11 protein-coding genes are annotated in these 13,022 nt (G+C 46.6%); 6 read left to right on the forward strand and 5 right to left on the reverse strand.

What is annotated here, in order from left to right:
- Window positions 1-23 precede the first annotated feature (23 nt).
- Window positions 24-722, reverse strand: coding sequence for a GntR family transcriptional regulator (locus NSS94_RS02300; protein WP_165147990.1), 699 nt, complete (start codon window positions 720-722; stop codon window positions 24-26).
- 193 nt (window positions 723-915) lie between these two features.
- Here NSS94_RS02300 and map point away from each other — a divergent pair, with 193 nt between their 5' ends.
- Both map and NSS94_RS02310 read left to right on the forward strand, forming a co-directional pair.
- Window positions 916-1,662, forward strand: a complete 747-nt coding sequence (gene map / locus NSS94_RS02305) for a type I methionyl aminopeptidase (RefSeq protein ID WP_013308498.1) — start codon at window positions 916-918, stop codon at window positions 1,660-1,662.
- Between the two features lie 702 nt (window positions 1,663-2,364).
- Complete coding sequence (locus NSS94_RS02310; protein ID WP_341038482.1) at window positions 2,365-3,327, forward strand: glycoside hydrolase family 26 protein; 963 nt, start codon at window positions 2,365-2,367, stop codon at window positions 3,325-3,327.
- 156 nt (window positions 3,328-3,483) lie between these two features.
- Here NSS94_RS02310 and NSS94_RS02315 read toward each other — a convergent pair whose 3' ends face one another.
- Window positions 3,484-3,981, reverse strand: coding sequence for a CcdC family protein (locus NSS94_RS02315; protein WP_029514725.1), 498 nt, complete (start codon window positions 3,979-3,981; stop codon window positions 3,484-3,486).
- A gap of 167 nt (window positions 3,982-4,148) precedes the next feature.
- Complete coding sequence (locus NSS94_RS02320) at window positions 4,149-4,625, reverse strand: disulfide oxidoreductase (protein WP_039270297.1); 477 nt, start codon at window positions 4,623-4,625, stop codon at window positions 4,149-4,151.
- Between the two features lie 236 nt (window positions 4,626-4,861).
- Here NSS94_RS02320 and NSS94_RS02325 point away from each other — a divergent pair, with 236 nt between their 5' ends.
- Window positions 4,862-5,488, forward strand: a complete 627-nt coding sequence (locus NSS94_RS02325; protein WP_069010781.1) for a nitroreductase family protein — start codon at window positions 4,862-4,864, stop codon at window positions 5,486-5,488.
- Between the two features lie 105 nt (window positions 5,489-5,593).
- Here NSS94_RS02325 and mprF read toward each other — a convergent pair whose 3' ends face one another.
- On the reverse strand, window positions 5,594-8,236 hold the full coding sequence (mprF, locus tag NSS94_RS02330; protein ID WP_029514728.1) for a bifunctional lysylphosphatidylglycerol flippase/synthetase MprF: 2,643 nt from the start codon (window positions 8,234-8,236) through the stop codon (window positions 5,594-5,596).
- 212 nt (window positions 8,237-8,448) lie between these two features.
- On the opposite strand from mprF, the gene NSS94_RS02335 reads away from it, so the two are divergent.
- The 3 genes from NSS94_RS02335 (at window position 8,449) to NSS94_RS02345 (ending at window position 11,927) form a co-directional block, all read left to right on the forward strand.
- Window positions 8,449-9,210, forward strand: coding sequence for an AAA family ATPase (locus NSS94_RS02335; RefSeq protein WP_029514729.1), 762 nt, complete (start codon window positions 8,449-8,451; stop codon window positions 9,208-9,210).
- Window positions 9,211-9,459: 249 nt separating this feature from the next.
- The gene (locus NSS94_RS02340) at window positions 9,460-10,662 is read left to right on the forward strand and encodes an MFS transporter (protein ID WP_029514730.1); all 1,203 of its coding nucleotides are present in this window, start codon (window positions 9,460-9,462) and stop codon (window positions 10,660-10,662) included.
- A gap of 212 nt (window positions 10,663-10,874) precedes the next feature.
- Window positions 10,875-11,927 carry a lactonase family protein gene (locus NSS94_RS02345; protein ID WP_341038483.1) on the forward strand — a complete coding sequence of 351 codons (1,053 nt, stop codon included), beginning with the start codon at window positions 10,875-10,877 and terminating at the stop codon, window positions 11,925-11,927.
- A gap of 118 nt (window positions 11,928-12,045) precedes the next feature.
- Here the strand turns inward: NSS94_RS02345 and NSS94_RS02350 are convergent, their stop codons facing one another.
- Window positions 12,046-13,002 carry an ArsR/SmtB family transcription factor gene (locus NSS94_RS02350; protein WP_039270301.1) on the reverse strand — a complete coding sequence of 319 codons (957 nt, stop codon included), beginning with the start codon at window positions 13,000-13,002 and terminating at the stop codon, window positions 12,046-12,048.
- Between the last annotated feature and the right edge of the window lie 20 nt (window positions 13,003-13,022).

Consider the following 13,022-nt stretch of genomic DNA (forward strand, 5'->3'; position numbering starts at 1 on the left):
GCTCTTTGTCACGCATATTGTGGCTAGGACGATGTCTTTCTTCTGTAGGGAGACAGGACGCTATCGTTAACCGCGTTGCGGGTATCTCGATAATGATCCTCAATAAATCCTGACAACTCCTGAGCATCCCCCTGATTTAAAGCGTTTGCAAAGGTTCGATGTTTGTGAATCGTGACTTGTGATTCTTCGATGTTGGACGCAAATCGTTGTTCTGTCGCAGCTAACATGACGGTTAGGATTAGCTGTCTCATACCGTTCCAGGTATGAAGAATACGGGTATGGCCTGCTTCCAGAACCAGAGCCTCATGAAAATTAAAATCCTGAAGAGAAAATTCAACGACATCCCTGTACTTGAGAGCGACTTCCATTTTGTCAATCATCTGATTCAAAACAGTCACCAATGTGGCATTATCACTATGTACATACCTTTGTACAACAAAATGTTCAATCAGCATTCGCACATCGAATAGCTCCTCCATATCACCGGGTGTCATGCCGACGACAATCGCCCCCATGCGCTCCAGACGGATCAGTCCTTCGCCCGAGAGTGCCTTCAAGGCTTCACGCACCGGAGAACGACTGGTACCAAAATCGGCAGCAATCTGATTCTCAGATAGCACAGTGCCTGGTGTCTGAACGCCGCGTATAATCTGAAGCCGAAGTTCACAAGCAATCCTTTCCCCAAGCGATGCGCCCTGTAACCAGGTTGTTGGATATTTCATAGGATACTCCTATCTAGGAAATGATTTTGCATACTGGTATACAAGTTATGGAATATTATATACCCCGTTTAAGATCATTGTAAACGGTATCAGTTGACATCGGTTCCATTTCGCTGCTTTTAGCGTTACAATAGAAGCAGAAAAAAGAAGCAGTGAAAAGTGGAACGAACACGGAAAAGAAGGAGACCGTTTAATGATTATCATTAAAACCAAAGAACAAATTGAAAATATGAAAAAAGCTGGAGACATTCTGGCTGCTTGCCACCGGGAAATTGCCAAAATGATCAAGCCGGGCATTACGACACTGGAAATTGACGCCTTTGCGGAATCCTTTATGAAGAAGCATGGCGCAACACCGGAGCAAAAGGGCTATAACGGCTACCAGTTTGCAACTTGTGGCTCACCTAACGATGTGATTTGCCACGGCTTTCCGAATAAGACACCGTTGAAGGACGGGGACATCGTGACGATCGACATGGTTGTGAACCTGAATGGCTGGCTGGCAGATTCCGCTTGGTCGTATGCGGTGGGTAATGTGTCTGAGCAGGCGCAAAAGCTGCTGGATGTTACCAAGGAATCGCTGTATAAAGGGATTGAGCAAGCCGTTATCGGTAACCGGATCGGTGATATTTCCCATGCGATACAAACCTACGCGGAAGCGGAAGGCTTCTCGGTCGTACGCGAATTTATTGGGCACGGTATCGGAGAAGAGATGCATGAGCAACCGCAGGTTCCACATTACGGACCTCCACACCGTGGACCACGCTTAAAAGAGGGTATGGTCATTACAATTGAGCCGATGCTCAACACAGGCACATACCGCAGTAAAATTGATGCGGACGGCTGGACCGCACGCACGTTGGACGGCGGCTTGTCTGCGCAATACGAGCATACGCTGGCCATTACAGCAGAGGGTCCGATCATTTTGACCCAGCAATAATAAAAGCAGGCATCCACCGCAAGCATACAGACTACCGTGGTGAATGGTCTGGACATATTACAGAAAAGGGGCTGTCCAGAGGACAGTCCCTTTTGTTACGTGCATTCTATAAAGGTCCAGTACAAAAAAAATTGCTGCGGCGGGTGAAGAACCTAAGCTTTTAGCTCAGGACATTCGTGCCTTACTGCGGGGAATAATGGTTTCACCTCCAAAAACCGATTTTGGCCAAAAGGCGAATATCGGTTTTTTTCATTTCATGAGTGCCAGGCCACCATTTTAACGAAATATACACTATGCCATCAGAGTGATCAGCTTAGTTCTGGACGCTAGGATACGCTAAGTGTGTGATTATGAATCTTCTATATAGTACAAAAATAACAATAATTTGAAAACAAATTCATAAGAATGAAATGAAAAAATTTCCTTTATTACACATTTAGTCCCTACCACATTTTGGAGAAATTGTTTGTTCATTGTTATATGAATTATTTTTTTGCTCTAATAGAACTATTTCAACTTTTCTCCCTGATGTCGATGTAATTGAGGATCACAAAAACGTATTCCTTTAGGAAGATGGAGATCCACTCGCTAAAACGAAAAACATGTAGGTTGCGAGTCAGCATTGTCCTAGGGGAATATCGGTCACATCTTAAGTCTTGCAATTACAAGTAGCAAGATATAAACATCAGGAGGATAACCATTATGAATTCATTCAAGAAAACGAAGAGCTTGATCAGCGCTCTGACCGGGGCTGCATTATTATTCTCGCTACCAATGACGGCAGGCGCGGAGAGCAATATCAACTATACTGGCATGTTCCTGGGCTATGACGGAAGTGTAAACACCAGTCCTGTCTGGAACTACAATCCTGACATCGTCTCCTATGATCTGCTGAACTGGAACCAGGGGGGAACCGATGCAGCCTCCATTACCTCCAATAGCGCCTCCGCCATCCAAGCCTTGGGGAAAATCGTCACCGTTTCCACCCACATGCCCAATCCCCAGGGTGGAAATGTAAACGCCCCGATGTCTGATTCCGATTTCGAGATCTTGGCTAATACAGACATTTCATCCATCAATTCGTCCAGCCCCGCATGGCTGCAAAATTATAAGGCCCAGGTTGACAATGTCGTGACCGGCCTGCAAAAGTTTAATTCATCCCCCGTTTACTACAGACCCTTCCATGAAATGAACGGAGGCTGGTTCTGGTGGGGGGACAAGAACACGACGGACTATAAGAACCTGTACATCAATCTGTACAATTACATTGTGACGACCAATGGCATGTCCAACGTCAATTTTGTCTATGCTCCAAATAAAGGAGCCAACGCGGCTGCTTATTACCCCGGCTCCAGCTATGTCACCTGGATTGGCATCGACGCTTACAGCGACGATCCGTCCAATGACAATGAAATTAAGATGGCTTACAATGACATCAAAGGACTTGGAAAAACTTATGGCTTCTGCGAAATTGGACCAGCCGTGGGTGGCGACCATGTGGATCGCAACAATAATCAGCTCAAGGAATTCGATTATTCGCTTTGGAACAAGGCCCTGAATGAAATCTACACCGGAGCAAGCTTCTTTATCACCTGGGACGGCGCTTATGCTCCGCAGAACAACATAAACGGCAGCACGCTGTTTACAAAAGAAAGCTCCCAGTAAGTGCCTAGCGCCCGGCGTCCGGGCAAGGCGGAAATGTAGCCTCCGATAGACTAAAAAGACGAAAAGACCAAAAAGGCACGGCCTCCTGGCTGGGAGAACGTGTCCTTTTTTGGTCTATACAGCAATATGCTAGCAAGCATGTTAAAAAACCGTTGGTCAGATGCGGACTTCTGTCTCGTCCGGAACGAATTGACGATATTGAAAATACATACGGAGCCGCCAGTGTAACAAGGTGCCGAAGGCTAGGATGAAAAATAGCCCTGCTGTCTGCGGAATGGTAATGTAATGCTGAATAAATTCATGCAGCAGCAATCGGACGATCAGCAGGCTGAATAGGATAAAGAAGAAGGTACGTGAGCGTTGCACGAAAACCAGCCCTTCTTGCAACTCAAATTTGGTGCTGCGGATCAACGGGTAAGAAAAAATAAACCAGCCGACCAGAAAAGCGCCCAGCGCCCAAAGCCAGGGAACCCGTACTTCCGGTACCACGAACATCATAAAACCGGTGCTCATGCCGAGCGGAGGGATGATGATTTTTTTGGCATTAATCGGGCGATGACCTGTCTTCATACGGATGAAAATAGCCGATATAGCGATTAAGATCATACCGAAGGTTGCGCCATATTGCAGCAATGGGGTGCTAATATGAAACATGGACTGGCCCCCTCTATAAGGAATATAAGCGTTATTGGACAGACTGCAAACCTTTCACATTATACCACATATGCAATGGATATATTTAGTTACAGTCTCTCCCCCGGCAAGCGGATTATACGCCTCTTGGTGATAACACTGGCCCTATAATTGGGTCTCTTTCATACTTATGCGAGTTCTGTTGCTTGTACCTCTCCCTGAGCTGATTTTTTCTCCTTTCGCATGATATAACCCATGGCTACAATAATAAGGATAAAGGCGATCAGTGCGAGAAAAGGAATGGTGATGAAATCGAACCAGTTTAGGTAATCCTGTTCACAGGATACTCTGCCGCAGGAAGTTGAAGTTTGCGTAGCTGCTTTGGCGGCTGCATGGATGCGCTGAATGGTAAAATGATAGGCCGAAATCGCACCTCCAATGATAGCCAACGGCATGACATAACGGCGTATCCCCGAATCCCCTCGAAAATAGGCGATCCCGAGTAGAAGGGTCAGGGGATACATCAGAATGCGCTGAAACCAGCATAGCTTACAAGGCTCATACCCCAAAATCTCGCTGAGATACAGACTGCCCAAAGTTGCCACACAAGCTACAACCCAGGCGGCAAACAAAGCAATATCTGTTTTTTTAAACGATCCAATCATAGTAACGCTCCTTTTTTAATTCAAATGAGAACAAAATGAACTCATTATGTCTTGTCCCATCGGCAGGCATCTGCCGATATGTATGTCTTTATCCGTATTGTACTGTATTTTGAGTGCAGGGTCATACTTAAACATATTGACATGACTAACTATCATTTTTATAATTGCAGTAGTTTGGGAAGTTAATGAGGATTCAAGTTAGATATATATCATAAGAAATTAGGAGTGTGCCCAGAATGTCGAGTAGTCCAAAAAATGAAACCCTATCTACGATTAGTGAAAGACACGCGGTAAAGAGCTATGTTAAGGATTTTAAATTGCCAGAGGAAGATTTGGAGGCTATTTTGACTGCGGCGATAGAAGCTCCTTCCGCTTGGAACCTTCAACATTGGAAATTCCTTGTTATCGAAAGCGAAGCGGACAAGCAAAAATTGCTGCCTATCGCCTACAATCAGGGTCAAGTAGCGGAAAGTTCCGTTACGATTGCCGTATTGGGTGATTTGGAAGCGAACCGTAACACCGTCATTTATGATCAAGCGGTAGAAGCAGGCGCACTGCCAGCGGAAATCCGTGACGCATTGGTAGGTCAAATCAATGGCGCGTACCAAAACCCGCAAGTAGCTCGCGATGCAGCCATCCTGAACTCTGCTCTTGCAGCACAAAATATTATGTTGGCTGCTAAATCTCTGGGCTACGACACTTGCGCAATGGGCGGTTTCATTCCAGCACAGTTGATCGAGCAATTCAATATTCCAGCACGTTACCTGCCAACCCTGCTTATTAGTGTAGGTAAGGCACAAGTGCCAGCACGTCCATCAGGACGTTTTCCACTCTCTGAAGTTGTTGTAAAAGGCAGCTTCTAAGAAGATTTGTGAATATAAAAGGGTGTTCCAGCAACCGTTCGTGGTTGGGGAACACCCTTTTTTACGTCGTGTTAGACTATTAAAGTCCTGTTGTCAGCCCTTTGTTTAGTCCGAGCGTTTGGACACGAGATATACCAGCTCCAGCGTCAGGATCGGTAGAAAGACAGAAGCTGGATAGGCCAGATAGCGCGGCTCCCATTGCGGCTTGAACTTATCCTTAAAGCGCCGCAGCCCCTGAAAGCCGTAAAAATGTCCCCCGTATTGGAAAACAAGTCGAGCCAGTTTTTCCTCGCGCAATGCCTTTTCACTTTGTCCTACCTGGGACAGCGGTGCCATTCCCAGATTAAATGTCGTATACCCACTCTCCTTGGCCCACTCAATGACCCGTGTGAATAAATAATCCATCGTGCCATTTGGCGTGTCAGACAAGTGGCGCATCAGGTCAATGGAGACCGTCCGTCCATGATCATAGGCAGGGGCCATCGTAGCGAAAGCGATGACCTTCCCTTCAGAGTCCTTTAGCAATGCAATCGGAGCCAACTGAAGATAGGGTTCTTTGAACCAGCCGAGTGAATATCCCTTCTCCTTGCGCCCATCCAGCCAAATATTCGAAACCTGACGAATCTCCTCAATCAGTGACGCCTCTAGAGGCGGTTGGATGATTTCGAACGAGTAGCCCTCGCGGTCAAAACGGTTTTTGGCGCTGCGTAGCGCTTGATTGCTTTTGCCCGTCAGTGTAAATGATTCCAGCGGCACCAGTGCTTCCTCGCCCAGTTTGAAAAAGCGATAGCCGTTCTCGTGATAGATGGACAAATACTCCGGCGAGGCCTGATAAAATACAGCCGTTAACGCATACCGATCTGCGAACCGCTGAAATTCCTGAATGGCTTCACTCACACGTTCTTTTGGACCGAGTGGGTCACCTAATACAATCAGTTTGTCCCGGCTACGAGCGTAGGGAATGACAACCTGTTCATTTTTGGTCCAATACAGATATTTATCGCCCAGAAAAAGCATATGAGAGACGAGATTACCACCCTGCCGTTCCAAAAATTCTTTTAGCTTATCCAGCTCCTGCTCGTCGGGTAGATTAGCGATGCTACGCTGAGGTCGAAGAAAGAAATATACCGTCAGGAATACCCATGCCAAAATCAGACTAAACACGGCGGTAACTCCGTAATCGCTGCGGTTCATAAAAAAGTCTAGATGGACCTTGGCATGCAAATGGCGCATAAAGGGAGTGTTGGAGCCTGCCCCAATGATAAAATAAGCCCCGGTTACGAGTAGAGATAATCCACCCCATATTAAAATGTTGTGCCGATTCAGCGGCGCACTGACCCGATAAAACCGCGAACGCGAAATCCATAGCATTAACGCCACAAACAGTAGGAATAAAGCTTCTTCAAAATCCAGACCTTTAGTGAAGGTGAAAATAGCTCCTGTCAGAAGCAGTATCAATGTCAGTCGTAATGCTCTGCGAATCCGCAGAGAGATTCCATGGGACAGAACGACAAGCATAATTCCGATGATGACCGAGATTTCATGCGACAAGCGCATGACGGGCAGGCTGAGCAAATGCTCAGCAAAACGAAGCCGATATAACAGACCGGGCGTAGCTGCCGACAAAAGAAGCACCACGCCGGAGATGAGTACCAGCTTACCAAGCGCCCATACCCCTAGATCGGCCAAAAACCGGAATTGACCAGGCCAGCCCCATACCTTCTGCCAGGCATTAAGGGAGTAATCCCAACCTGTCTCAGCTAGCTGATTCAGGCGCTCGTTACGCGGAATCATTTCCAGCGCGGCTAATACCAAGCCGATGAGCCACGGGATGATGTAATAAAAGACGCGAAAGACCAGTAGGACAGCCAGTGCCCGATCTGAGTTGGCTCCCGCCATTTGCAGCCCGAGCAGGGCAATGATGTCGAATGCCCCGACCCCTCCGGGTGCAAGACTGATTAACCCGGCAATCGCGGCTATTACATAAATACCGAACACAGCATGCATCGGCAGTTCATGGAGCAAGTGCGAGCCGATCCATGCAAAGGTAAGGCCAGCCAGCAGCCATTCCAGCAGGGAAGCACTGATGGAAGCGGAGATGGTGGACCAGGAAAGCTGTCCTTCTCCCTTGTTGAACCATGTGGAGTACCGTTTGGAGCGCTGCATGATCAGGAATAGCGGTAGGTACAATGCCATTCCCCACAGCGCCCAATGAAGCCACGGGTGAGCATCCAGTACAGGCTGTACCGGATACAGATGAACAATGGCTCCCCAAGCCAGCAAAGATAGTCCGGTAATGACGACTGGCGAAAGAAACACGACCGCAGAGGTGATGACACCCAACGGCACACCGCTTTTCTTATACAGTACTGTGCGAAGTCCCGCTCCTGTAAAGCCTGCAAAACCAAAGACATTATTAAAGGTATTGGAGATCCAGGCGTAGCGAAATGTTGTTCCAGGCTTGACCTGAAGCTTGAAATGATGTCTGATTACGTAATCATATGCACTCATAGCCGCCACAGCAACCAGTGAGAACAAGCCAATCTCGATGAGAAAGGTGGCATCCATTCGCCGCAGCTCATGAAGCATACGCGCCAGATTAAAGTCTTTTAGTTCTCGTCCGGCCTCCCATATAATAAAAGCCAGTACAGCCAACGGTAGCAAAATACGTGTCAATCGCTGCCTGTAGATGGTCATTATGAACTGTACGATTTTAAAAGATTGAATCGGTTTGTGATTAGATTTCATAGATTCACCTGCTTGGAAAAGAATGAGATATACACGGAATGAGGTGCTTAGATTTCATACCCGATGAACATTACTATATATTATACCTGTAATAATCGCTTCAATAACAACAGAAGGGTTACGAAATGGGATTTCAGATTGATTGCTGTAAATAATTCCAATATAATGATGGAAAACCTAGTGAATTGCTTGGCAATGGAGCTGATTTGGATATGAGTATATGGGACCGTAATCTTTTTATACGTCGCCTGGAGCTGATATGGCCTCCAGATGCGGACAAGAGCCAATATCCGTTTAACTTAAAAGCCTTACACCAGTGGAACGAACTCAAATTTCATCCTTCCGTCACCTATATTATTGGAGAAAATGGCGTAGGTAAATCGACGCTTATGGAGGCAATCGCGGTCGCGTGGGGATTTAATCCAGAGGGAGGTACTAAAAATTTCAATTTTTCTACACAAGCCACGCATTCCTCACTGTATGAGCATATCCGGCTGGTGAGAGGGGTAGAAAAGCCAAGGGATGGCTTCTTTTTCCGGGCGGAGAGCTACTATAATGTGGCGACTCACATCGACGAGCTGGATCGAGAAGGAGGAGGGCGACCGATTCGAGATTCCTACGGGGGTAAATCGCTGCATGAGCAGTCGCATGGCGAGTCTTTTTTTGCTGCCTTTGTGCATCGGTTTGGAGGGCAAGGATTGTATATTTTGGATGAACCGGAAGCTGCATTATCGCCTTTGCGCCAGATGGCCATGCTTGCACGGATTCACGAGCTGGTGCAGCAGGGCTCACAGTTTATCATTTCTACTCATTCCCCTATTTTGATGGCTTATCCAGATTCCATCTTGTATCATCTGACACATGAAGGGATTGACACCCGGACGCTAGAGGAAACCGATCATTTTATCATTACGAAACAATTTCTGAATAACAGGGAAAAGATGATACAGGAGCTATTCGAAGATCCACAATAAAGTTCGTAGGGACCGCCAGACCGTTCCAGAAATTCATCCTGGTCGTTCGTTATGAGAGGGACAACATCGCCATTTCAAGTTGTTCCTTTTTGCTGTTCTGCCCAAAGGAAAGATTCAGGGTTATCGGAAGTATTTTATGATTGTTATTTGTCCTTCTCTCTATTAATATAATGAAGAGTTTTGCTGGAATGGTTGCAAAATAAGATTTTCGTATACGAAATAAAGAACCTGAGGAGGACAAAACGCTACATGTCAGATTCACAACAGTTGAAAATGGGGCCGCTGGTCATTTTGATGATTAATATGTTTATTGCCATGCTGGGGATTGGCCTCATTATTCCGATCCTTCCCAAGTTTATGAGCTCCTTGGGAGGCAGTGGTGAAACGGGTGGTTATTTGGTTGCCGTGTTTGGCTTAACCCAATTCCTGTTTTCGCCGTTAGCGGGAGAATGGTCCGATAAATACGGACGTAAAAAAATGATTATTATCGGTTTGGTAATCATGACGGCGTCTTCTGTATTGTTTGCGATTGGGGAATCGTTAACCATACTATATATCTCCCGTTTGCTGGGAGGTGCAGGAGCAGCTTTTATGATTCCTCCGATGATGGCCTATATTGCTGATATTACAACGGTCCACAATCGCGGTAGAGGAATGGGGTTGTTGGGTGCTGCCATGTCTCTTGGCTTTGTGATCGGTCCTGGTGTGGGCGGCTTGCTGGCAGATATCTCGATTCGTACGCCCTTATATGTTTCGGCGGCCGTATCGGGCGTAGCTGCACTGATTTCCTTGATTATGCTGCCCGAAACCTTGTCGCTGGAGAAACAGTTGAAGTTTCGGAATGTCAAGGCCAAACGGGATAATGTGATTAAACAGTTTGCCCTTTCTTTCCGCAAGCCTTACTTTATGCTGCTGATTATGATATTCACGCTAACCTTTGGATTGACGCATTTTGAAACGATGTTTCCTTTCTTCGTGACGGGCAAGTTTCATTACAATGAGCGTGATATTGCTATCATTATTACCGTAGGAGCACTGGTCGGAACCGTGATTCAAGCTGTGGTCATTAGCCCGATGTTGAATCGTTTTGGCGAAAAGGGTGTCATTATCGGTTCCTTTCTGTTTTCAGCGATTTCCCTTGTGCTTATGCTGCTCTCCGGCAACTTTTATTATGTACTCGGGGTATCGCTTATCTTCTTTACCGCTACGTCGTTGCTGCGGCCAGCCATTAATACTGCTCTATCCAAAATGGCGGGGGATGAGCAGGGAGTTGCAGCCGGCATGAACAATGCTTATATGAGTATTGGTAATATTCTGGGGCCTGCGCTTGCGGGCAAATTGTTCGATGTGCATATCAATTTGCCATACATTTTTGGGGCAGTCATTCTCATCCTTAGTTTGGGGCTGGCTGTAAAATGGAATAGCAGAGATACGCAAACCACAGCGGTTTAATGTTGTTCTTGTCGTAAATTTAGTCTCTTTTGGTGTGAACTGTGACGTTCTTATGAACCACAGATGGCGCCGAAGGAGGCTATTTTTTTGCATACATTGCGAAACGTTAATGAAACGACAGAATCTTGGGTAATAATGCATGATGGTTTTACAACAAGACAAATAGTAGAGCTAAAAGCCAGATAAAAAAAGCTAGAAGGAGCTGAGAGCCGATGGAAGAGCGGAATGAGCAGTTATTTTATACAGGGACTTATGCGTCTCGTCAGGAAAGAGGAATATATGTATGTGCTTTGAATGTGACCCATGGTGATCTGCGCATGGTTGGAGGTGTGGAAGGGATGGAGAGGCCTTCTTTTCTCGCGCTACACCCGGATGGGACAAAGCTGTATGCTGCCAGTGAAACAGAAGGAGGCGAGCTGTATGCGTATCAGGTGAATACCCAGACGGGGGAATTACATCCTTTGGATCGCAAAGGGACAGAGGGAGCACATACTTGCTATGTTTCCGTAACAACCGATGGACGATATGTGCTGGCTTCCAACTATTCAGGCGGCAATGCCGTTGTGTTCCCTGTGACGGAAGCCGGAGGATTAGGAGACATGTCGGGGCAAGTTCAGCATACCGGCTCAGGTATTCGCCAGGACCGTCAGGATGCGGCACATCCGCATTTGATTATTCCAGATCCTTCAGGACAGTATGCCCTGATATGTGATCTGGGGCTGGATCAGATTGTGGTATACCGTTTGACAGAGGATGGCAAACTGGTGACCCATCGTGAGACAGATTTGCCACCTGGTTCTGGACCGCGTCATCTGGTTTTTCATCCTTCGCGTCCATATGCTTTTGTCGCCAATGAGTTGAACAATACCGTCGCTGTGTTTAGTTATAACGAACGTAATGGTGAGCTTACATTGCTGCAAAGCCTGTCCACACTGCCAGAAGGCTTTATAAATGTAGATAATACAGCAGCCGATATTCGGATTACGCCCTGTGGACGCTTTTTGTATGTGTCAAACCGCGGCCATGACAGCATCGTGCTATACCATGTCGATCTGGACAGCGGCAAGCTGAAGACGGTTGAATGGGTGGAAACCTTCGGCAGCACACCGCGTAACTTCAACATCCTGTCCGGTTATCTGGTAGTGGCGAATCAGGATGGAAACAACCTCGTATCCTTTGCCATCCATAGTGAGGATGGAAGGCTGACCCGAACGGGATATGTGCTGGAGGTTCCTTCACCTGTGTGTATTGAACCTGTACGCTAATCGGATAGCACGTGGCAAAAGAGTACGATATAAGTGAATGAAAAATAAAACACGGCGCTTTGTTTCCCATGAAAGGCATGGGCAAAACGCCGTGTTCAGGTCTTGAAGTGGACTAAAACTATTTGCTGCTATCGCCAGCTTCTACCGTTACTGTTTTGGTATGATTTTCTGCATGTTTGTAGTACAAACGGAACAAGATGTCCTGATTGTAGTTACCGAATCCGGTGCCGAACAGAGTAACCCCTCCCACATGCTGGGCATCATCCAATATGGCAATACGGAATTTCCATTGTTTCTGATCAATCAGCACTTGGCTTAAAGTCACGTCAGAAATTTGCTTCCCATCCATAAAGGTACCCTCGGAGGTAACGCGAAGTCTTTTGAGGAGACCATATTGATTGATAAAATCAGGCCACCATGCAGGTGTGTATTTACCACGGTTATCCCCGAAATCCCCTGGGCTGGTCCATGTACCCAAATTCACATCATTTAGGAAAAAGGTGATATCTGAAGGCCAATTATCATTGGTAAAAGGGGCCTCGGATGATAGTTCCATCGAAATTTCCAGTTCCTCAGCTTTTTGGCTGGACAGTAGGAAATTCGGCACCTTATAATCCATATATCCTTGGCTGAACCAAAGAATTTTGGAATTGAAGCGCTCAGGGTCCAAGAACGAACGAGGCTCATCGAATTCACCAATGATCTTTTCGACGGTAGCCAGTCCGCAGGTCGCCTGTATTTCAAAATCTGTAAAGTGTCCGACGGAAATCTCTGTCTGATGGAATTGCCGTACATCCTGCTGATAGCGTGGCATGGCGATTTCAATTTTGTCTGTTGCCAGCGAGCACACTTTCTGTACCCCGCCTCGTCCGGGCAGCATTTTGGTCGAAATAATGGACGCTCTCTCCAGTTTCTTGACATGCATCGTCATAATCGCACTGCTGAGCCCCAAAGCTTCCGCCAGCTCACGTATATTCATAGGCTTCTCCGCAAGCAGAACAATCATGTTTAGCCGAACCTCACTGGCCAGCGCCTCATAAACGGGAAGTGATTTTTCAGAAATGTCCAGTTGCATAGTTCCTCCAATTCTAACGC

This window comes from Paenibacillus sp. FSL L8-0644 (assembly GCF_038008165.1).
Taxonomy (GTDB): domain Bacteria; phylum Bacillota; class Bacilli; order Paenibacillales; family Paenibacillaceae; genus Paenibacillus; species Paenibacillus polymyxa_D.

Bases quoted from the DNA above. Each gene is read 5' to 3' on its own strand.
- NSS94_RS02320 (WP_039270297.1), bottom strand. From the start codon at position 4,625: ATGATTGGATCGTTTAAAAAAACAGATATTGCTTTGTTTGCCGCCTGG.
- NSS94_RS02335 (WP_029514729.1), top strand. From the start codon at position 8,449: ATGAGTATATGGGACCGTAATCTTTTTATACGTCGCCTGGAGCTGATA.
- NSS94_RS02310 (WP_341038482.1), top strand. From the start codon at position 2,365: ATGAATTCATTCAAGAAAACGAAGAGCTTGATCAGCGCTCTGACCGGG.
- mprF (WP_029514728.1), bottom strand. From the start codon at position 8,236: ATGAAATCTAATCACAAACCGATTCAATCTTTTAAAATCGTACAGTTC.
- NSS94_RS02350 (WP_039270301.1), bottom strand. From the start codon at position 13,002: ATGCAACTGGACATTTCTGAAAAATCACTTCCCGTTTATGAGGCGCTG.
- map (WP_013308498.1), top strand. From the start codon at position 916: ATGATTATCATTAAAACCAAAGAACAAATTGAAAATATGAAAAAAGCT.
- NSS94_RS02325 (WP_069010781.1), top strand. From the start codon at position 4,862: ATGTCGAGTAGTCCAAAAAATGAAACCCTATCTACGATTAGTGAAAGA.
- NSS94_RS02340 (WP_029514730.1), top strand. From the start codon at position 9,460: ATGTCAGATTCACAACAGTTGAAAATGGGGCCGCTGGTCATTTTGATG.
- NSS94_RS02315 (WP_029514725.1), bottom strand. From the start codon at position 3,981: ATGTTTCATATTAGCACCCCATTGCTGCAATATGGCGCAACCTTCGGT.
- NSS94_RS02300 (WP_165147990.1), bottom strand. From the start codon at position 722: ATGAAATATCCAACAACCTGGTTACAGGGCGCATCGCTTGGGGAAAGG.
- NSS94_RS02345 (WP_341038483.1), top strand. From the start codon at position 10,875: ATGGAAGAGCGGAATGAGCAGTTATTTTATACAGGGACTTATGCGTCT.